Origin of the sequence: Xanthomonas sp. WHRI 10207 (genome assembly GCF_040202975.1) — a bacterium.
In the GTDB taxonomy this organism is placed as follows: domain Bacteria; phylum Pseudomonadota; class Gammaproteobacteria; order Xanthomonadales; family Xanthomonadaceae; genus Xanthomonas.
In genome coordinates, this window is the sequence record NZ_JBEGDX010000001.1 from 897,972 (window position 1) to 917,647 (window position 19,676).

Consider the following 19,676-nt stretch of genomic DNA (forward strand, 5'->3'; position numbering starts at 1 on the left):
CCAATTGAAGAGGATTCACCACATGAGCAACACCAAGATCGCACTGGTCACCGGCGCCACCCGCGGCATCGGCCTGGAAACCGTTCGTCAACTCGCACAGGCCGGCGTGCACACGCTGCTGGCCGGTCGCAAGCGCGACGACGCAGTGGCCGCTGCACTCAAGCTGCAGGCCGAAGGCCTGCCGGTGGAAGCGATTCAACTGGACGTCAATGACGAGATCAGCATCGCCGCGGCAGTCGGCACGGTGAAGGAGCGTCACGGCCACCTGGACATCCTGGTCAACAACGCCGGCATCATGATCGACGACATCCAGCGCAAGCCGTCCGAGCAAAGCCTGGACACCTGGAAGCGCACCTTCGACACCAATCTGTTTGCGGTGGTCGGCGTGACCAAGGCGTTCCTGCCGCTGCTGCAGCGTTCGCTGGCCGGCCGTATCGTCAACGTGTCCAGCGTTCTCGGCTCGCTGACCCTGCATAGCGAGCCCAGCTCGCCGATCTACACTTTCAAGGTGCCTGCCTACAACGCCTCCAAGAGCGCCTTGAACAGCTGGACCGTGCATCTGGCCTACGAGCTGCGCGACACCTCGATCAAGGTCAACGCCATCCATCCGGGCTACGTCAAAACCGACATGAACGGTGGTGAGGGCGAGATCGACATCGAGCAGGGCGCACACAGCAGCGTGCAGATGGCATTGATCGATGCGCACGGCCCCACCGGCAGCTACACCCACTTGGGAGACACCTTGCCATGGTAAGGACATTGCTCGGCGCGGCGCTGGCCGCGCTGGTGCTCAGCGGTTGCGCGGTGGGGCCGGATTACCGGCCCGACCCGCCCGCCTCGGTCACGCTGCAGGGCGCGCAGGATGCGTCTTTCAGCGCTGAATCCCCGGTCGGCAACTGGTGGTCGCAGTTCGACGACCCGGTGCTGGAGCAACTGGTGCGCGATGCGTTGTTCGCCAATCACGATCTGCGCATTGCGGTGTCGCGGGTGAAGCAGGCACGTGCGGTGTTTGTGGAGCGTCGTCTCGATCAGGCTCCGCATATCACTGCGCAGAGCAGCTTCGATCGACGCGAGCAGCAGCAGGTGATCGCCGGCAATCAGCGCTTCCTCACCGAACAGACCACCCTGGGCCTGGATGCGGCCTGGGAGCTGGATCTGTTCGGCCGTCAGCGCCGCGCCTCGGAAGCGGCGCGCGCCGATCTCGACGCCGAGCAGGCCAACCTGCTGGACGTGCAGGTCACGGTCGCAGCCGAAGTGGCGCGCAATTACTTTGAATTGCGCGGCACCCAGAAGCAGCTCGATGTCTCCAAGCGCACCCTGACCAATCTGCGCGATACCCAGAAGCTGACGCAGACGCGTTGGGACCTGGGCGCCGGCAGCGAGCTGGATGTGCAGAGCAGCCTGGCGCGTTTGAAGGCTATCGAAGCGGATATTCCGTTGCTGGAAACCGCCGAGGCGCAATACCGGCACCGTCTTGCCGTGTTGCTCGGCCAGCAGCCGAATGCGCTGGATGCCACTCTGGTCGCACGCAGCATGCCGGCGTTCGCGCGCCCGTTGCCGCTGGGCGATACGGCCGGATTGCTGCGTCAGCGCCCGGACGTGCGTAGCGCCGAGCGCCGTCTGGCCGCAGCCACCGCGCAGGTCGGCGTGGCCACCGCCGATCTGTTCCCGCGCATCAGCGTGAGCGGCTTTGTCGGCTTTCTGTCCGGCGATGCGGCCAGGTTGACCCAGGGCAATGCAAAGGCCTGGTCGATCACCCCGTCGATCAGCTGGGCTGCATTCGACTTCGGCACCGTGCGTGCACGCCTGCGTGCAAGCAAGGCTCAAGCCGACGGTGCATTGGCGCAATACCAGCAAACGGTGTTGCTGGCGTTGGAAGACACTGAAAACGCCTTGATCGGCTACGGCCGTCAGCAGGCGCGTCTGGCCATCGTGGTGGACCAGGCCAATGCCGCGCGACGTGCCGAGCAGCTCGCGCAGATCCGTTACCGCGAGGGTTCGGAAGACTTCCTGACCTTGCTGGATGCACAGCGCACCCAGCTGGCGGCAGATGATGCGTTGGCGCAGGCCGAGGCGGCAGTCAATGTCGGCGTGGTCGGTGTGTACAAGGCGCTGGGCGGCTGGAAGCAGGGTGAAGCACCCGCCGCACCGGTGGCGGTGGTCGATCGTTGACCGATGGACGGGGCGGCCGTTGGGTCGCCCCGTCTAGCAGAAGATCGTAATCGTCGTGTTCGATGTCGCGATCCAGCCAGCCAGCGGCGCGGTGCTCAGTCGGCAACCCGTACGCTATCGCGGCCGCTGTTTTTGGCCAGATACAGTGCCGCATCGGCACGCGAAAACCAGTCTTGCCAGTGCGTTTCGCCATCGTGGCGCGCAGCTCCCAGCGAGACCGTGATGCGTCCTCCCGGGCCACGCAACCCATTACGGATCACCTTGCGCAAGCGCTCGGTGGCCGCTTCCAGTTCCGCCGATGAGCCGGCGCGCAGCAACACCACGAATTCTTCGCCGCCAAACCGGAACACCTGATGCGGCTCGCGCACTTCGTAACGCAAGATGGTTGCCAGATCCGACAGCGCGGCATCGCCTGCGGCATGCCCGTACAGATCGTTGACCTCTTTGAAATGGTCCAGGTCCAGGATGATCAGACTGTTGAGCCGCTCCTGCGGTTGGCGCTGATCGATCTGATGGGTCAACGCGCGTTCGAGCATGCGCCGGTTGGGCAAGCCGGTCAGTGCATCCAGCGACGCCAGCTCTTCCAGATGCACGCGGTCGTCCTGCATGCGCAGCGAGAACGAATACCCCACCGCCAACGTCACCAGCGTCACCACCACCGTCGACACGCCCTGACCGGGGCTGACGATCAAGCCGGGCAAGAACAACAATGCCACCATCAACGGCAGGCTCAGCAACACCGCGCGTTGCGGCCCGCACAGAAAATAATTGGTTGCCAGCACCGGAAACAGCCAGGGCAGGGCGCCGTCGCCCCCGGTCCAGCAGGCCACCAGGCAGCCGGCGACATTGATCGATGCCAACCAGACACCGCCAGCGCCCGTGCGTTCTGCCGCGCGCATCTGCCAGCCGCGCCAGATCGCCAGCACACCCAGCGCTGCAGTGATGAGGCACGCAATCGCCTGGCCGGTCATGGCCAGGTACACCGCATAGAGGCAAAGCAACAGCGCGGTGATTGGCCCAAGCATCTTGACGATGCCGAGGCGGAAATCCCGCCGCAGGTGAAGGATCACAGGCAAGGTTCTGTCGGAGTCGGCATCATTATCGGCCGGGTTGCGCGAAAGTTGAGCATGCAATTACCGCTGTAGCGGGTAGGAAAATGAAGCGTTGCATGGCAAGGCTTGGTGCGTTGTTGACGGCCGTGTGGTAACCGTATCGGCTGTGAGTCGGAGCCTGTTATGCCTAAAACGCTAAGAGCTAGCGACGCGCCTCGATGCGTTGCAGAACGGACTGCCGCAGCTGCCTGCAGATGAAGATGCGGATTTCGACTATCGGATTTCCAGGCGCGCACCGAAGCGGTACTGCGCAGCGCCGAGCCCGACGATGCGACCTCTAGGTGCGTGCCCGCATCGACGGCATGCTGGCTGGAGAAGGGCTGATTCCCGCCGACGCGGATGGGCGGGCCGGTCAGTGATGCAGCGCTACTGAAGAATCGGCCGACACGTATGGCAGGCACGGCGAGTGCTTGTGTCGGCATGGTGCGTCAGGCCGCATCTTCGGCGACGCCGTCTTGCCCAGCGAACCGCCTCTCATGATCTGTGGCTTGCGGATATAAGTGTATATGCATAGTCGCGCTGGGGTGGCCTGGCGACGGGCCGACGCCTTGCGACCGGCTGACGATCAAATATCGCGTATCCAATCATCGCGCTGCGATCGCCGGGATCTGCGATCGGCCTGTCGGCTGTCAGGACTCCTGCGCCAACTCTGTGCCGGCCGCTTCCGGCGCGCTGATGACCTGATTGCGCCCGGCTTGCTTGGCACGGTACAGCGCTTCGTCTGCGCGCCGCAGCAGTTGCGCCGCATTGCCCGCGTGCTCGGGAAAGCTCGCCGCGCCAAACGATGCGGTGATCTTCGGCAGCGACACGCCATCGGCCATCACCTGCAACCCCTCGATCCCGGCGCGCAACTTTTCCGCCATCCTTCGCGCAGTGGCCAGATCCACCTCGGGCAGGATGATCGTCAATTCTTCGCCACCGTAGCGGCAGCAGATATCTTCGCCACGGGTCTGCGCCAGCAGCAGTTCGCCGATTGCCGCCAGCACCCGGTCGCCGCCGCTGTGCCCATGCAGATCGTTGAACCGCTTGAAGTGATCAACGTCCAGCATCAGCACCGACAACGGCTGCACTCGGCGCGTGCAGCGTGCCAGTTCGTGATTGAGCGCTTCTTCCAGATAGCGGCGGTTGTACAGGCCGGTGAGCGGGTCGCGGATCGATTGCTGACGCAGTGTTTCGCGCAGACGCAGGCTATGCAGCACCAGCGAGAGTTGTTCCGCCGCCGCTTCGGCCACGGTCAGTGAACTCAGGCCGCCTGGTTGGTCGCTGCGCAGCGCCAGCATGCCCAGCTGTGTGCCCTGTGCCGACAATGGAATGCATACCGTGCTGGCGTGCGTCGGAAGATTGGCGCCGGTATGGCGACACAGCATGCCCTGGCTGGCATCTTCCACCACGTGCGTGCGATCGCGGCGCAGCGCCCAGCATGTCTCCGGCGCGATGCTTGCGCTGTCGTCGTCGGCCATCGCGCCCCAGGCCACCACCTGCTCGGCGCGATCGCGCGATGCGCGCAGCAAATACACCGCACCGGCCGCGCCGGGAATCAGCGGCGCAATCGTGCGTGCGGTAATTTCCAGCGCTTCTTCGGCATCGCGGCAGTTTTGCAGCAATCCCGAGTAGCGCGACAAGGCTTCCAGTCCCGCAGAGGTGCGCTCCAGCGTCGCAAACGACTCGACCAACTGCTCGCTGGTATGGCTGGCCTCGTCCTCGGCACGCACGCGGCGTTGCAGCTCGCGCGCCAGCAAGCGGTAAGCCAGCAGCATCACCAGTAGCCCGCTGACGATGCCGGTCACGGTCATCCGCAGCACCCACTGCGCACTGAGTGCATTGGTCTGCGTCCGCTTCACCAGCTGGTGACGTTCCAGCTCGGTCATGGTTTGCACCTGGCGCCGCAACGCCGAGGAGGTCTGGAACACGCCGCGCGCAATCGACCCGCGCGCGCCATCCAGGCCATGGCTGCGATAGCTGTGCAGCAGATCGTTGATCTGCACCAGTCGTGTGTCCACCAATCGGCTGAGCACGCGTACATTGCGTCCCTGTACCGGGTTGTCCTGCACCAGTGCCTCCAGCCGTACGATGCGCTCGGGCAGGCGCCCGATCGCATCGGCATACACGCCCAAGAACGCCTCGTTGTCGGTCAGCACGTAGCCACGCACCGACGACTCCGCCGACAGCAGCCCGGCCTGGATTTCGTCGATGCCTGCCAGCACTTCCTGCGTATGCGTCACCCAGCCCGCATCAGCCAGCGAGCGCTGCGTGGTGAAGTAGCCGCCGATGCCGATCAGGACGAAGATGGCTCCCCCGAGCAATAAAGCCCCAGCGGCATGGCGTTTTGCTTTCTTGGTCAACACCGTGTTCCCCAACACCGATTGTCTGGTTGAGGCCGATGCAAGCGCCGTGCCTCAATCAGTTAGTCAGCCGATCAGTCAGCCAATCAGCCATCTGGCAGGCGGGCAGGCAGGACTCGGTGCCATGCCCTGGTGCCAGTACGCTCATGCCGCACTGCAGAACCAAGCGTGCCTTGGGTATTTTTCTTCTAACCGGTCGGCTGATTTGTCGCGCCGCCCTAAGCCGTGGCATCGGCGAGCCTTGGGCCGCGGTTGGGCGCATCGAAACAGCTGCACGGGTAGAGAAGCGCGAGCTCGCAGGCGCCGCGCTTGCGCCTACCTTCCCCGATCAACGCAGCGCCATGTTCGCCGGGCGAAGTGCCGGCAGGGGGGGGGGCATGCCATGGAGGCCATACACGCCGAAGCGCAACGGCAACTCGACTCCGCCTGAGCTGAACGCCTTGTTCGCCAGCGGTGCAGAGCCGACGTGTAGCCAGGAGGAGGGCGTCAACCTGGCCATTGCCATAGCCGGGCTTGAAAGCGCCACGCATTGCAGGCACTGAGTCGCGCTAGTTGGTCCAGCCAGTGCCGGAGCAGCAACCAGCACCGGCACGCTGGCATGCGGTTTGCTTCGAGTGCATCAGGAGCGCTGGCGAGCGCCGTCGGGGTAGATGCAATGGATGAGCCCAACAAGAGCGCACTGGTCCTGCTGCAGCAGGAAGCGACCGAGCTGCTCGCACTGTTTGACCAACTCCGCGGCGACGTTGCGTTAGCCCGCGCGTGTGACCGCCCTCTCGCAGGGTCGATCGTTACCACGTCCGAACCGACAGCCCGCGTCACTAATTGACGCGGCGGGCTGCCGCAGCGCCCATGAAAAAGGCCGGGAACCTCTTTCGAGGATTCCCGGCCTTAGTCGGTCTTCTTAGGACCGCTGTGTGGTGGAGGTGGGCGGAATCGAACCGCCGTCCGGAAGCACTCCATCCCCGGCACTACATGCTTATCCCTCCGTTAGATCTCATTCCCAGGCAGCACGGCGGGCAAAGCGCACCTGGAAACCAGCCTGCTTGATTTAGCCGGTAGCTGACAGGCAGCCACCACCGGCGGTTCCGTGATAATGACCCTACATCTACGAGCACGGGCACAAGTAGTTTCGGGGGTTCGCCTTAGGCGGCTGTAGAACTACAACTAAAGCCAATTAAGCGGCGATAGCGAAGTCCGAACCGTAGTTGTCGTCGTTGGCAACTAAAAGTTTGCTGCTGGATTAACGAGGAAAGCTGCCCCCTCGGCATGCGCCAAGCGACTTCGCGACCCCCGTCGAAACCAGTGCACCCCCGGGGAAAGCATCAAACGCTGACGTGGTCAGTGTAGGGATCGGCGCGCCCTGTCACAAGTGGTGAGATGGACAGCGCTTACAGTGGCTTCAGTCCTACCGGACCGAACAGTCTGTAAACGAAGGAGCGAAGCGATGGCGACAGGTAAGCCCCCACGTCCACGTTCGACACGCGCAGCACCGCGCCCGGCCACTGCAACTGCCAAACAGCCGGCACGGCCGCAACAGAAGCGCGCGCCTAAGTCAGGCGCACAAGCCGCCGCGGCAGCCCGCGTGCAGGGAAAGGCGCGCACCGTGATCTACATCCACGGCATCGGCAACAAGCCGCCGGCCGAAGTGTTGCGTTGTCAGTGGGACAAGGCGTTGTTCGGGCGTCCGATGGGCGAGCGCACCCGGCTGGCGTACTGGGTCAATCGCGAGCGCTATCCGGTGGCAGAGCCCGGCAATTGCGATGGTCGCGATGTGGGGCCGGCGCTCAACCAGAGCGTGCAGCGTGCATTGAGTACGCTCGGCCTGGTGCCGGGCGGGCAGGATCTGCACGTGCTCGCCGATGCGTTGGCACAAAGCGATCAGGAGCGGGCCGACCTGCATCGTTTGCTCGACGAACTGGAGACTGCGAGCGCACCCGGCAGCGTGCAGGCAAAGGGCCCGATCGATGCGATCAACCGCGTGCTGCTGCGGCTGATTTCTGCGGCGTTGCTGCAGGACGTGCACGACCTGTTCTTCGTGCCCGAGCGTGCGGCATCGATGCGCGACAGCCTGACCCAGCGGCTGCGTGCAGGCGGCGGGCCGTTCGTGGTGGTCGCGCATAGCCAGGGCTCGATGATCGCTTACGACGTGCTGCGGCAGCTTGAGGCGGCCGACTGCGAGGTGACGCTGTTCCTGACCGTGGGGTCGCCGCTCGGGTTGCCGCAGGTGCGCAGCATGTTCAAGCGCTGGACCGGCACCCGCAAGCTGCCGTTCCCGGCGTGCGTGCAGCAGTGGATCAACGTGGCCGAGACGCGTGACCCGATCGCGCTGGACCCGGATCTGACCGACGACATCGCCAACGCGAAGGGGCGTTTCGAAAACATTGCCGGGGCGCGGATCAATCCCGACTGGCAGCACAACCCGCATTCGGGCTCGGGCTATTTGTCGATCCCGCAGGTACGCGCAGCGGTGCGTCAGGCGGTGGGTATGGGCTTCGATCAGCCTGTCTCCAATGCGGTGTTGATCAAGGACCTCAGCGAGCAGCTCGAAGCGCACGGCCCAGAGCATCGGCATGAAGTCCTGATCGAACTGGACCGGCGGCTCGCCGGCAACGATCCGGCCGGGGTGCGGGCGGTGCTGGTGCGCCATCTGCGCGAAGTCGCTGCGCGCAGCACCGGCCTGGAGGGCGACGCATTGGATGAGGCGATCGAGTTGGAAGACGGGTTGCAGCGCTTCGTGTCCGCGCGCCTGACCCGCTTCGAAATCGAATCGCTGCAGAGTCGCTACCGCGCGCTGGGGTTTCGCCGGGTGTGGCGCGATGCCGGCAAGCGCGCGCTGATTCACATCTCCGGCAACGTGCTGCATGCCGATGCAGCACGCAATGCTTATCGTGCGCGCGGGCAGCAGATCGGCTGGGCGGTGCTGGATACCGGCATCGCCGCCAGTCACCCGCATTTCTTCGTCAAAGGCCAGCGCGATACCGTGGTGGCGCAATGGGATTGCACCCGGCGCGGTGCGCCCAAGCGATTGACGCGGGCCGACGGCGATGCGTTTGCCCGGCTCGATCGGCACGGCCACGGCACCCACATCGCCGGGATCATTGCCGGCCACTGCCAGGCGACGCTGCCGGATGCGCAGGGCAAGCCGGGCCCGCCGCTGGAATTTGCCGGCATGGCGCCGGACGCGCAGCTGTATGGCTTCAAGGTGCTGGACGACGCCGGCGATGGGCGCGATTCGTGGATGATCAAGGCCGTGCAGCAGGTGGCTGCCATCAACGAGCGCGCAGGCGAGCTGGTCATCCATGGGGTGAATCTGAGCCTGGGCGGCTATTTCGACCCGGAAAGCTATGGCTGCGGCTTTACGCCACTCTGCAACGAGTTGCGGCGGCTATGGCGGCAGGGTGTGCTGGTGGTGGTGGCTGCCGGCAACGAAGGGCTGGCCTGGTTGATGGGCAAGGATGGCGATGCCTATCCGGCCAACATGGATCTATCGATCAGCGACCCGGGCAATCTGGAAGAGGCCATCGTGGTCGGCTCGGTGCACAAGAGCAGCCCGCACAATTACGGCGTGTCGTATTTTTCTTCGCGCGGGCCCACCGCCGACGGCCGCGGCAAGCCCGACGTGGTGGCGCCGGGCGAAAAAATCGTCTCGGCGTATTACGACTTCGACCCCAAAGATCCGGCCAGCCTGATGGTGGAAATGAGCGGCACCAGCATGGCCGCGCCGCATGTCTCCGGCGTACTGGCCGGCTTTCTATCGGCACGCCGCGAGTTCATCGGCTTCCCGGACCGGGTCAAGCAATTGATGCTCGACACCTGCACCGATCTGGAACGCGATCGCTACGTGCAGGGCAGGGGAGTACCGAATTTGATGCGGATGCTTGGCGCGACCTGAGGAATCGGGAGTGGGGAATCGGGAATCGTCAAAGCTGAGATGCCGCGCATTGAGTCAGTTTGTGCTCTGGCAGAAGCTAAATTAAGCCCGAAGCAGGCAGCAGACCCGCTATTGCGATTCCCCACTCCCGATTCCCGATTCACGCATCTCGGTTGTGCCGCCGCATCACGCGCTGCTTGTCGCGCTGCCAGTCGCGGTCCTTGGCGGCGTCGCGCTTGTCGTGATTCTGCTTGCCCTTGGCGAGCGCGATTTCCAGCTTGACCTTGTTGCTGCTCCAGTACAGCGCGGTCGGCACCAGGGTGTAGCCCTCTCGCTCCACGCGGGTGAGCACCTTGTCGATTTCGCTCCGGTGCAGCAGCAACTTGCGGTCGCGACGTTCCACCGGCACGGTGTGGGTGGAGGCCTGGATCAGCGGAGTGATTTGCGCGCCGATCAGGTAAATCTCGCCGGAGCGCACATACGCGTAACCGTCGACGATGTTGGCGCGGCCGGCGCGGATCGCCTTGATCTCCCAGCCCTGCAGCGCCAGACCGGCTTCGTAGCGCTCTTCCAGGTGGTATTCGTGGCGCGCACGCTTGTTCAGCGCGATGGTTTTCGTGGCCTTCGCGCCGTTTGCTTTATCCTTGGATGGTTGCTTGCTCATGACGCCATTGTCGCCGATTCGGCGTCGTCAAACGATCTTCCGTCTTTCACAAGTTAGCGAATGCCTACCATCCGTCGCAGCGCACTGGTCGAACACAGCACCTCCCGCATGTTCGATCTGGTCAATGATGTCGCCGCCTATCCGCGCCGCTTCGGCTGGTGCGACGCTGCCCATGTGCTGGAGCAGGACGATGCGCATATCGTGGCGCGCCTGGATCTGGGTCTGGGATCGTTCCGCACCTGGTTCACCACCGAGAACATGCTCGAGCGGCCCGAACGCATCGTGATGCATCTGCGCGATGGGCCGTTCAAGCGCCTGGAAGGCCTGTGGGAGTTTCAATCGCTGGGCGACAACGCGTGCAAGGTGAGTCTGACCCTGGAAGTGGAAACCAGCTCGCGCTTGCTGGGGCCGGCACTGGCGCTGGGATTTCAGGGTCTGGCCGATCGTATGGTCAACGATTTCGTGCGGGTCGCCGATCGCGGCGACGTGTGACCGTGCAGGTTGAAGTCGTCCTGGCCTGGCCGGATCGCTACAGCGCGGTGTTGCTGGATCTGCCGGAGGGCGCAACGGTCGCCGAGGCAGCGACGGCATCTGGCCTCATGCAACAGAACGCATCCGCAGCGATCGCCATCCATGGTGTCGTGGCGCGCCCGGATCAGGTGTTGCGCGCGGGCGACCGGGTCGAGCTGCTCAGGCCGCTGCTGCTGGACCCGAAAGAAGCGCGTCGCCGCCGGGCTGCGTCTGCTGCGAAGGCCAATCCCGCTAGCTAATGACCGGATCTGGCCGCATCAGCCGGGCAGCTGCTATTGAGCGAACTCTTCCGGTAAGGGCGCCATCGCAGTTGCTGCGTTGCGGTGTTCGACGTCGTGTTGTGCTGGCTGCAATCGGCTTCGATACAGAAGTGAGCGCACAGAAACGGGCCTCGAGCGAATTTCGCTCTGCGCGTCGCCAGACGGATGCGGCGCCCGCCTGAGGCCATACAGTATCGAGCGCTGCCATCTGCGCACTGCTTCAGTCATGCGCGTTGCCGGCGCAAGCAAGTGCGCGGCAGTCGGCAGGCCGAGTGCGATGGTCCGAGCGGACAATCCGAGCGGATAAGGTGAAAAGCAAAAAGCCGGCATCGATGGCTGGCTTTCAGGCGTTGCGGGTGGTCAGACGATCGCGTGATCGCTGACCGAACGCATCAACGGCCGCGCTGCTTCTTCTTGTCGCGCGCCAGATTGCGGCCGAACTGCTTGGGTGCCGACTTGGCCAGCTGCTCGTCCTGCGAGGGGAAGTAGTCGCCTTCCCAGCGCGCCACCTGATCGTTCTCGAAGAACACGGTGAAATTCTTGACGTCGGTACGCGCCAGGCGATCGACGCGCTGGGTGGACGTGTAGTCCCAACGCTGCGCATGGAACGGATCGGGAATCGACGGAGTACCCAGCAACGCGCTGACCTGCTGCTTGCTCTGGCCGACCTGCAGTTGCTCCACGGCATTCTGTTTGATCAGATTGCCCTGGTAGATCGGCTGCTTGTAAATGATGCCGCAGCCAGCGGTGGAAAGAGCAACGGCGGCGACCAGCAGGAGATTGCGCATCGGGGAATAAGTGCTGAGGAAATCACGCCGATGATACACTCCCGCCGGTCGCCGCGACCCGTTTGATGGCAGCTGGCGCTAAATCGCCAATGAACGGAGAACATATGGAAACCCACGACCTGCGCAAAGTTGGGCTCAAGGTGACCCATCCGCGCATGCGGATCCTGGAATTGCTCGAGCAGAAGAGCAGTCACCATCACCTCAGCGCAGAAGACATTTATCGGCAGCTGCTCGATCACGGCGACGAGATCGGGCTGGCAACGGTGTATCGCGTGCTGACCCAGTTCGAGGCCGCCGGCCTGGTGCTCAAGCACAATTTCGAAGGCGGCCAGGCCGTGTACGAGCTGGATCGCGGCGGCCACCACGACCATATGGTCGATGTGGACACCGGCCACGTCATCGAATTCGAAAGCGAAGAGATCGAGGCACTGCAGCGTCAGATTGCCGCCAAGCACGGCTATGAGCTGGAAGAGCATTCGCTGGTGCTGTACGTGCGTAAAAAGCGGCCGCGCTGAGCGCGCGTCATTGCGTACGGCAACGACAAGGCGGCTTCGGCCGCCTTGTGCGTTTTGAGGTGCAGTTCGTGATGATTCGCTGGCGTCTGGGTGCTCCCATCCGCCCTTCGGGCACATGCGGGGAAGCGCGCTGGCGGAACGCTTGCCTGGGCGGACTCGCTGTCAGTTCTGCAGAGCAAAAGTTCGCGCCTGGGAGCTGCTGCCAAAAGGTAGCGAGCAGTGATCAGGCGGGTGTGGGCGGCGCGCTCAGAACCAGAGTGGGCATGGGTAATGCCACACCGAGCGTCTAGCACCAAGCACCAAGCACCGGCAGCGCCTGCCTGGCGGTGAGCGCAGTCAAGGTTGCCAGCCGCTCCAAGCCCGAGGATGGGCGGACGCTGCGTCGGTTGATTGCTGCAATGCCCGGAACCGCCAGCGGAAGCTGCGAGACCGCGTTGACACAGCAGCCTCCGCAATAGACCTCGATCAGGCGCTCTGCAACAGCTTGCGGGCTGCCGCGCGTGCTTCCTTGCTCACTTCCACACCCCCAAGCATGCGGGCCAGCTCTTCCTGGCGCGCCTGCGGGCCGAGCAGCTCGACCGCGCTCTGGGTCATGCCGTCCACCGGCGCCTTGCTGACCCGGTAATGCGCGTGGCCCTTGGCTGCGACCTGCGGCAAGTGGGTGACGCACAGCACCTGGCGCTCTTCGCCCAAGGCACGCAGCTTCTGGCCGACGATATCGGCCACCGCGCCGCCAATGCCGGAATCGACTTCGTCGAAGACCATGGTCGGCACGCTGTCCAGGCCGAGTGCGGCCACTTCGATCGCCAACGAAATCCGCGACAGCTCACCGCCCGAGGCCACCTTGCGCAGCGCGCGCGGCGGTTGGCCGGCATTGGCGGCGACCAGGAATTCCACCCGCTCGGCGCCATTGGGATCCGGGCGCTGTGTCTCCTGCGGCTGCAGCTGAATCAGGAATTGCCCGCCGCCCATACCCAATTCGCCGATCAGCGTGGTGGTGGCCGCGGACAAGGCCTCGGCGGCGGTCTTGCGACTGTCGCTGAGCACGCCGGCCGCGCTGCGCCAGACGCCGGTGGCGGACTCGATGTGCTTATCCAGCTGCTGCAGGCGCTCGTCGGCACCACGCAGGCTTTCCACTTCCAGGCTCATGCGCTCGCGGTGGGCGGCCAGCTCGTCCGGGGCGACACGGTGTTTGCGCGCCAGGTCGTGCAGGCGGCCGAGACTGCGTTCCATCGCTTCGAACTGGGCCGGGTCGGCGTCCAGGTCGTCGCGCACGCGGTCGAGCAGGGCCAGTGCTTCTTCGATCTGGATCACGGCACTGTCCAGCAGCGCGTCCACCTCGCCCAGGCGCGGCTCGTGCTCGGCGACGCGGGCCAGGTCGTGGCGGCTGTCCTGCAACAAGCCCAGTGCCGACGCGCCGTCATCGCCGTTGAGCTGCTGGGCCACGCTGTCGCAGGCGCCGATCAGCGCGGTGGCATGCGCCTGACGGCGGTGATTGACGTCCAGGGCCGCGATCGCGGCCGGGTCCAGGTCCTCGCGTTCCAGTTCGCCGAGTTGATGTTCGAGAAAACCGATGCGGTCGGAGACATCGCCCTGCGCAGACAGCGCGTCGCGCTCGTCCAGCAGCGCCTGCCAGCGCTGGCTGGCCTGGCGTACCTGTTCGCGCTGGGGGCTGTTGCGGGCGTAGGCGTCGAGCAGGGCGAGCTGGCTGTGGCGGGCCATCAGGGCCTGGTGCTCATGCTGGCCGTGGATTTCGACCAGCCGTGACGCCAGTTCGGACAATTGCGAAGAGGTCACCGGGCGGCCGTTGATCCAGGCGCGCGAGCCGCCGTCGGCGCGAATGATGCGACGCAGCTGGCATTGGGCTTCGTCGTCCAGCTCGTTGTCAGCCAGCCAGGTCAGGCCCGGGTGCGCGGCCGGCAGCTGGAATTCCGCCGACAGTTCGGCGCGGTCGGCGCCATGGCGCACGACGCCGCTGTCGGCGCGCAAGCCGGACAGGAAGCCCAGCGCGTCCACCATCAGCGACTTGCCGGCGCCGGTTTCGCCCGACACCACGGTCATGCCCGGCCCGAACTCCAGTTCGGTGGCGCGGACAACGGCGAAATCCTTGATCGAGAGGTGTCTGAGCATGAGGGCCGAGTGTGAATGCGTTGGGGAAGCTTAGGGCAGGAAGGTGCGGTCGGGGAGTCGGACGCTTGCCATCCCCGGGGCCAGACATTATCTATGCCCAGTCTCACCGGATGATCCCATGCGCGCGTCCCAGTCCCCAATGCTCGACCCCCGCGCCCGCCAGTTGCTGCGCACCTTGATCGCACGCTACATCCGCGATGGCGAGCCGGTGGGCTCGAAAACCCTTGCCCAGCATGCCGGGCTGGATGTGAGCCCGGCGACCATCCGCAATATTCTGGCCGATCTGGAGGACGTGGGGCTGCTCAGCTCTCCGCACACCTCGGCCGGGCGCATTCCCACCGCGCACGGTTACCGGGTGTTCGTCGACAGCCTGGTGCAGATGCAGCCGCCCGGCGAAGAAGAGGTGCGGCGCCTGCGCGCGGAGCTGGCCAGCGGCAATGGCACCCAGTCGCTGCTGGGCAGCGCCTCGCAGATGCTGTCGGCGATGAGTCACTTCGTGGGGGTGGTCAGCGCCCCGCGCCGGGAGCAGTTCGCGTTCCGGCATATCGATTTCGTGCCCCTGGATGCGCGGCGGGTGCTGGCGATCCTGGTGTTTGCCGACAACGAAGTGCAGAACCGGGTGATCGAGCCGCGCCGCGCCTACGAGCCGGCCGAGCTGGAGCGGGTGGCCAATTACCTCAATGCACAGTTCGCCGGGCGCGCGCTGTCGGATATCCGCGCCTCGCTGCTGCGCGAACTGCGCGTGGCCAAGAACGAAATGGAGCAGTTGCTGGCGCACAGCGTGGACCTGGCCAGCGAGGCGCTGGTGCCGGCTGAGGCGGACGATATGGTGATGGCCGGGCAGACCCGGCTGATGGGCGTGCAGGACCTGTCGGACCTGGACCGGCTGCGCGAGCTGTTCGAAGCCTTCGCCAGCAAGCGCGAGATCCTGCAGCTGCTCGAACGCACCATCCAGGCACCGGGCGTGCGGATCTTCATCGGCGAGGAGACCGGCATGGTGTCGCTGGAAGACGTCTCGCTGGTCACCGCACCGTATGCCGCCAATGGCCAGGTGCTGGGCGTGCTGGGGGTAATCGGGCCCAAACGCATGGCCTACGACCGCCTGATTCCGCTGGTGCAGACCGCCGCCCAGGTGCTGGGCGCGGCCATGGAGCCGCCCGGCACGCGATAACCAGCGGCAATCGAAGTCATCGTTTTGCTTGAAACGCGGCCGAGCGCCCACATACGGGGTGACGTTGGGGCGGGCGTTCCGCTTGCCCGGGAACTGCATATGAACCAAGACCACCCCGAATTCGACTCCGAAGACCTGTCCCAGAATCCACCCGAGACCGATCCGCTCAAGGCCGAGATCGAGTCGCTGCGCAGCGAGATCGCGCTGGTCAAGGCCGACGCCCTGCGCGAGCGCGCCGACCTGGAAAACCAGCGCAAGCGCATCGCGCGCGACGTCGAGAACGCGCGCAAGTTCGCCAACGAGAAGTTGCTGGGCGAGTTGCTGCCGGTGTTCGACAGCCTGGATGCCGGGCTTACCGCCGCCGGGACCCAGCCCAGCCCGCTGCGCGATGGCCTGGACATGACCTACAAGCAGTTGCTCAAGGTCGCTGCCGATAACGGCCTGACCCTGCTGGACCCGGTTGGCCAGCCGTTCAATCCCGACCAGCACCAGGCGATCAGCCAGGGCGAGGCCGAAGGCATTGCGCCGGGCCACATCGTGCAGGTGTTCCAGAAGGGCTACCTGCTCAACGATCGCCTGCTGCGCCCGGCCCTGGTGGTCGTGGCCAAGCACGACTGATTGCCAGCGCCCGGCTGAACTGCCGGGCGCGCCGTTAGAACACAGATGCGCACAGATGGCTTGAACACCTGCGCGCCACCCCCACATCTCAGCCAGACCCGGCGTCGCCGGACACAGCTACAGAATCATCAGGAGCGTATCCATGGGCAAGATCATTGGTATTGACCTCGGCACCACGAACTCGTGCGTGGCGATCATGGACGGCGGCAAGGCCCGCGTCATCGAAAATTCCGAGGGCGATCGCACCACGCCCTCGATCGTCGCCTACACCAAGGACGGCGAAGTGCTGGTCGGTGCCTCGGCCAAGCGCCAGGCGGTGACCAACCCGAAGAACACCTTCTACGCGGTGAAGCGCCTGATCGGCCGCAAGTTCACCGACGCCGAAGTGCAGAAGGACATCTCGCACGTGCCGTACGGCATCCTGGCGCACGACAACGGCGATGCCTGGGTGCAGACCAGCGATTCCAAGCGCATGGCGCCGCAGGAAATCTCCGCGCGCGTGCTGGAAAAGATGAAGAAGACCGCCGAAGACTTCCTCGGCGAGAAAGTCACCGAAGCGGTAATCACCGTGCCGGCGTACTTCAACGACAGCCAGCGTCAGGCCACCAAGGACGCCGGCCGCATCGCCGGTCTGGACGTCAAGCGCATCATCAACGAGCCGACCGCCGCAGCCCTGGCCTATGGCCTGGACAAGAACGGCGGCGATCGCAAGATTGCGGTGTACGACCTGGGCGGCGGTACCTTCGACGTGTCGATCATCGAAATCGCCGAAGTCGATGGCGAAAAGCAGTTCGAAGTGCTGGCCACCAACGGCGACACCTTCCTGGGCGGCGAAGACTTCGACAACCGCGTTATCGAATACCTGGTGGACGAGTTCAACAAGGATCAGGGCATCGATCTGCGCAAGGACCCGTTGGCGCTGCAGCGCCTGAAAGATGCCGCAGAGCGCGCCAAGATCGAGCTGTCGACCAGCCAGCAGACCGAAGTGAATCTGCCGTACGTCACCGCCGATGCATCGGGCCCGAAGCACCTCAACATCAAGTTGACCCGTGCCAAGCTCGAAGCGCTGGTGGAAGACCTGGTCAAGAAGTCGATCGAGCCGTGCCGCACCGCGTTGAACGACGCCGGCCTGCGCGCCAGCGACATCAATGAAGTGATCCTGGTCGGCGGTCAGACCCGCATGCCGAAGGTGCAGCAGGCGGTTGCCGATTTCTTCGGCAAGGAACCGCGCAAGGACGTTAACCCGGACGAAGCCGTGGCCGTGGGCGCTGCGATCCAGGGCGGCGTGCTGGCCGGTGACGTCAAGGATGTGCTGCTGCTGGACGTGACCCCGCTGTCGCTGGGTATCGAAACCATGGGCGGCGTGTTCACCAAGATCATCGAAAAGAACACCACCATCCCGACCAAGGCCTCGCAGACCTTCTCCACCGCCGAAGACAACCAGTCGGCCGTGACCGTGCACGTGTTGCAGGGTGAGCGCGAGCAGGCCCGCTTCAACAAGTCGCTGGCCAAGTTCGACCTGTCCGGCATCGAGCCGTCGCCGCGCGGCATGCCGCAGGTGGAGGTGTCTTTCGACATCGACGCCAACGGCATCCTGCATGTGTCGGCCAAGGACAAGAAGACCAACAAGGAACAGAAGGTCGAGATCAAGGCCGGTTCGGGCTTGTCGGACGAAGAGATCCAGCGCATGGTCGCCGACGCGGAAGCCAACCGCGAAGAAGACAAGAAGTTCCAGGAACTGGTGCAGACCCGCAACCAGGCCGATGGCCTGATCCACGCTACCCGCACCGCGATCACCGAGCATGGCAGCAAGGTCGGTGGCGATGTGATCGGCAAGGTGGAAGCGGCGCTGTCGGATCTTGAGACCGCCATGAAGGGCGACGACAAGGCGCAGATCGACGCGCGCAGCAAGACGCTGGAAGAAGCCGGCCAGTCGCTGTACGCAGCGGCCGCCGCGGCAGAGCAGGGCGGCAACGCCGATGCGGCCAGCGGCAATGCGCAGGCCTCCAAGGCCGCCGATGACGTGGTGGACGCCGAGTTCACCGAGGTCAAGGACGACAAGAAGTAAGCCGTGATTTGGGAGTCGAGCGTGGGGAGGGGCAGGCGCTAAAGCGCACGCCCCTCCCGCCCGATATCCTCTACGCGTCGCGTCGCCAAGGCGGACCAGCAGCATGCTGTCCGCCTTCGCGTTTCAAACGAATCACGAATCACGAACCACGAATCCCCGCTTATGAGCAAACGCGATTACTACGAAGTGCTGGGCGTTGCCCGCGGTGCCAGCGACGAAGAGCTGAAGAAGGCCTATCGCCGTTGCGCCATGAAGCACCACCCGGATCGTAATCCGGGCGACGCCGCGTCCGAGGCGCTGTTCAAGGAGTGCAAGGAAGCCTATGAAGTGTTGTCGGACGGCAACAAGCGCCGCGCCTACGATGCGCATGGCCACGCGGCATTCGAGCACGGCATGGGCGGTGGTGGCGGTGGTGGGCCGGGCGGCCCGGACATGGGAGATATCTTTGGCGATATCTTCGGCAATATTTTTGGCGGTGGCGCCGCCGGTCCGCGCGCTGCGCGACGTGGCGCCGACGTCGGTTACGTACTGGAACTGGATCTGGAAGAAGCCGTCGCCGGCATCGAGCGACGCATCGAGATTCCGACCCTGATCGAATGCGAACCCTGCCACGGCAGCGGCTCGGAAGACGGCAAGGTCGAGACCTGCGCCACCTGTCATGGGCGCGGCCAGGTGCGCATCCAGCGCGGCATCTTTGCCATGCAGCAGAGTTGCCCGCACTGCGATGGCCGCGGCACGCTGATCCAGAACCCGTGCAAGACCTGCCACGGCGCCGGTCGCGTGGAAGAAGACAAAGTGCTGTCGATCAAGGTGCCGGCCGGCGTGGATACCGGCGACCGCATCCGGCTGGCAGGCGAAGGCGAGGCCGGCCCGGCTGGCACACCGCCGGGCGATCTGTATGTGGAAGTGCGCGTGCGCGAGCATGCGATTTTCCAGCGCGACGGCGACGACCTGCATTGCGAAGTACCGATCCGCATTTCGCAGGCGGCGCTGGGCGACACCGTACGCGTTGCAACCCTGGGCGGTGAAGCGGAAATCCGCATTCCGGCCGAGACGCAGACGGGCAAGTTGTTCCGTTTGCGCGGCAAGGGCGTGCGCTCGGTGCGTAGCCGCAGCGAAGGCGATCTGTATTGCCGCGTCGTGGTCGAAACGCCGGTCAACCTCACCGCCGATCAGCGTGAGTTGCTGCAGCAGTTCGAGGCAACCTTCACCGGTGAGGATGCGCGCAAGCATTCGCCCAAGTCGGCCACCTTCATCGATGGCGTCAAGGGCTTCTGGGATCGCATGACGTCGTAAGCGACGTCATGGGCAGTGCGGGGAAGCTGCGGAACAAAAGTACGCCTACGCCTGCAGTGAGCAGGCGTGGACGTTGAGCGAGGCGAATGAGGAAAAGACAGCTTTCCTTCGCCCGATCGAAAGCGCTCCTGCAGCGAT

Annotated in this window: 15 protein-coding genes, 2 other RNA genes and 1 pseudogene; 11 read left to right on the plus strand and 7 right to left on the minus strand. The window is 64.7% G+C overall.

The features are described from left to right. Positions 1-22 precede the first annotated feature (22 nt). Both ABQU90_RS04000 and ABQU90_RS04005 read left to right on the plus strand, forming a co-directional pair. On the plus strand, positions 23-754 hold the full coding sequence (locus tag ABQU90_RS04000; RefSeq protein ID WP_115512091.1) for an SDR family oxidoreductase: 732 nt from the start codon (positions 23-25) through the stop codon (positions 752-754). Continuing rightward, entirely contained in the window at positions 748-2,172 is a 1,425-nt protein-coding gene (locus tag ABQU90_RS04005; RefSeq protein WP_055844938.1) for an efflux transporter outer membrane subunit, read from the plus strand. Before ABQU90_RS04000 ends, ABQU90_RS04005 begins: the two co-directional genes overlap by 7 nt. A 95-nt stretch (positions 2,173-2,267) precedes the next feature. Here the strand turns inward: ABQU90_RS04005 and ABQU90_RS04010 are convergent, their stop codons facing one another. Beyond that, a complete protein-coding gene (locus ABQU90_RS04010) occupies positions 2,268-3,242 on the minus strand; it encodes a GGDEF domain-containing protein (RefSeq protein WP_055846208.1) in 975 nt (324 codons plus the stop codon). Between the two features lie 205 nt (positions 3,243-3,447). Here ABQU90_RS04010 and ABQU90_RS04015 point away from each other — a divergent pair. Next, a pseudogene (locus ABQU90_RS04015) lies at positions 3,448-3,643 on the plus strand (hypothetical protein). A gap of 270 nt (positions 3,644-3,913) precedes the next feature. On the opposite strand, the gene ABQU90_RS04020 reads toward ABQU90_RS04015, so the two are convergent. Both ABQU90_RS04020 and ssrA read right to left on the minus strand, forming a co-directional pair. Next, the gene (locus ABQU90_RS04020) at positions 3,914-5,629 is read right to left on the minus strand and encodes a sensor domain-containing diguanylate cyclase (RefSeq protein WP_323522058.1); all 1,716 of its coding nucleotides are present in this window, start codon (positions 5,627-5,629) and stop codon (positions 3,914-3,916) included. Between the two features lie 912 nt (positions 5,630-6,541). Next, positions 6,542-6,938, minus strand: a transfer-messenger RNA (tmRNA) gene (gene ssrA / locus ABQU90_RS04030). Between the two features lie 132 nt (positions 6,939-7,070). On the opposite strand from ssrA, the gene ABQU90_RS04035 reads away from it, so the two are divergent. Beyond that, on the plus strand, positions 7,071-9,518 hold the full coding sequence (locus ABQU90_RS04035; protein WP_323522059.1) for a S8 family peptidase: 2,448 nt from the start codon (positions 7,071-7,073) through the stop codon (positions 9,516-9,518). 139 nt (positions 9,519-9,657) lie between these two features. Here ABQU90_RS04035 and smpB read toward each other — a convergent pair whose 3' ends face one another. After that, a complete protein-coding gene (smpB, locus tag ABQU90_RS04040) occupies positions 9,658-10,161 on the minus strand; it encodes an SsrA-binding protein SmpB (protein WP_055844930.1) in 504 nt (167 codons plus the stop codon). Positions 10,162-10,221: 60 nt separating this feature from the next. Here smpB and ABQU90_RS04045 point away from each other — a divergent pair, with 60 nt between their 5' ends. Continuing rightward, positions 10,222-10,653 (plus strand): type II toxin-antitoxin system RatA family toxin, encoded by a 432-nt coding sequence (locus ABQU90_RS04045; protein ID WP_055844927.1) that lies wholly within the window; start codon positions 10,222-10,224, stop codon positions 10,651-10,653. Positions 10,654-10,655: 2 nt separating this feature from the next. Next, positions 10,656-10,931: an RnfH family protein gene (locus ABQU90_RS04050; RefSeq protein ID WP_323522179.1), complete on the plus strand. Its 276-nt coding sequence runs from the start codon at positions 10,656-10,658 to the stop codon at positions 10,929-10,931. A gap of 413 nt (positions 10,932-11,344) precedes the next feature. On the opposite strand, the gene ABQU90_RS04055 is transcribed toward ABQU90_RS04050, so the two are convergent. Further along, positions 11,345-11,740 (minus strand): outer membrane protein assembly factor BamE, encoded by a 396-nt coding sequence (locus tag ABQU90_RS04055; protein WP_055844921.1) that lies wholly within the window; start codon positions 11,738-11,740, stop codon positions 11,345-11,347. 104 nt (positions 11,741-11,844) lie between these two features. Here ABQU90_RS04055 and fur point away from each other — a divergent pair, with 104 nt between their 5' ends. Continuing rightward, a complete protein-coding gene (gene fur, locus ABQU90_RS04060) occupies positions 11,845-12,255 on the plus strand; it encodes a ferric iron uptake transcriptional regulator (protein ID WP_055844918.1) in 411 nt (136 codons plus the stop codon). A gap of 197 nt (positions 12,256-12,452) precedes the next feature. Here fur and ABQU90_RS04065 read toward each other — a convergent pair. Together ABQU90_RS04065 and recN are read right to left on the minus strand one after the other, a co-directional pair. Beyond that, a non-coding RNA gene (locus tag ABQU90_RS04065) (sX9 sRNA) lies at positions 12,453-12,520 on the minus strand. Positions 12,521-12,720: 200 nt separating this feature from the next. Then, positions 12,721-14,385, minus strand: a complete 1,665-nt coding sequence (recN, locus tag ABQU90_RS04070; protein ID WP_323522060.1) for a DNA repair protein RecN — start codon at positions 14,383-14,385, stop codon at positions 12,721-12,723. A 139-nt stretch (positions 14,386-14,524) separates the two neighbouring features. On the opposite strand from recN, the gene hrcA reads away from it, so the two are divergent. From hrcA to dnaJ, 4 genes are all read left to right on the plus strand, one after another. Next, complete coding sequence (gene hrcA / locus ABQU90_RS04075; RefSeq protein ID WP_161961808.1) at positions 14,525-15,556, plus strand: heat-inducible transcriptional repressor HrcA; 1,032 nt, start codon at positions 14,525-14,527, stop codon at positions 15,554-15,556. Between the two features lie 99 nt (positions 15,557-15,655). Continuing rightward, entirely contained in the window at positions 15,656-16,174 is a 519-nt protein-coding gene (grpE, locus tag ABQU90_RS04080; RefSeq protein ID WP_055844911.1) for a nucleotide exchange factor GrpE, read from the plus strand. A 142-nt stretch (positions 16,175-16,316) separates the two neighbouring features. Beyond that, the gene (gene dnaK / locus ABQU90_RS04085) at positions 16,317-18,242 is read left to right on the plus strand and encodes a molecular chaperone DnaK (protein ID WP_055844909.1); all 1,926 of its coding nucleotides are present in this window, start codon (positions 16,317-16,319) and stop codon (positions 18,240-18,242) included. Positions 18,243-18,404: 162 nt separating this feature from the next. After that, on the plus strand, positions 18,405-19,538 hold the full coding sequence (gene dnaJ / locus ABQU90_RS04090; RefSeq protein ID WP_055844906.1) for a molecular chaperone DnaJ: 1,134 nt from the start codon (positions 18,405-18,407) through the stop codon (positions 19,536-19,538). Positions 19,539-19,676 lie beyond the last annotated feature (138 nt).

Bases quoted from the DNA above. Each gene is read 5' to 3' on its own strand.
- ABQU90_RS04000 (WP_115512091.1), top strand. From the start codon at position 23: ATGAGCAACACCAAGATCGCACTGGTCACCGGCGCCACCCGCGGCATC.
- ABQU90_RS04005 (WP_055844938.1), top strand. From the start codon at position 748: ATGGTAAGGACATTGCTCGGCGCGGCGCTGGCCGCGCTGGTGCTCAGC.
- ABQU90_RS04035 (WP_323522059.1), top strand. From the start codon at position 7,071: ATGGCGACAGGTAAGCCCCCACGTCCACGTTCGACACGCGCAGCACCG.
- smpB (WP_055844930.1), bottom strand. From the start codon at position 10,161: ATGAGCAAGCAACCATCCAAGGATAAAGCAAACGGCGCGAAGGCCACG.
- ABQU90_RS04045 (WP_055844927.1), top strand. From the start codon at position 10,222: ATGCCTACCATCCGTCGCAGCGCACTGGTCGAACACAGCACCTCCCGC.
- ABQU90_RS04055 (WP_055844921.1), bottom strand. From the start codon at position 11,740: ATGCGCAATCTCCTGCTGGTCGCCGCCGTTGCTCTTTCCACCGCTGGC.
- fur (WP_055844918.1), top strand. From the start codon at position 11,845: ATGGAAACCCACGACCTGCGCAAAGTTGGGCTCAAGGTGACCCATCCG.
- recN (WP_323522060.1), bottom strand. From the start codon at position 14,385: ATGCTCAGACACCTCTCGATCAAGGATTTCGCCGTTGTCCGCGCCACC.
- hrcA (WP_161961808.1), top strand. From the start codon at position 14,525: ATGCTCGACCCCCGCGCCCGCCAGTTGCTGCGCACCTTGATCGCACGC.
- grpE (WP_055844911.1), top strand. From the start codon at position 15,656: ATGAACCAAGACCACCCCGAATTCGACTCCGAAGACCTGTCCCAGAAT.
- dnaK (WP_055844909.1), top strand. From the start codon at position 16,317: ATGGGCAAGATCATTGGTATTGACCTCGGCACCACGAACTCGTGCGTG.
- dnaJ (WP_055844906.1), top strand. From the start codon at position 18,405: ATGAGCAAACGCGATTACTACGAAGTGCTGGGCGTTGCCCGCGGTGCC.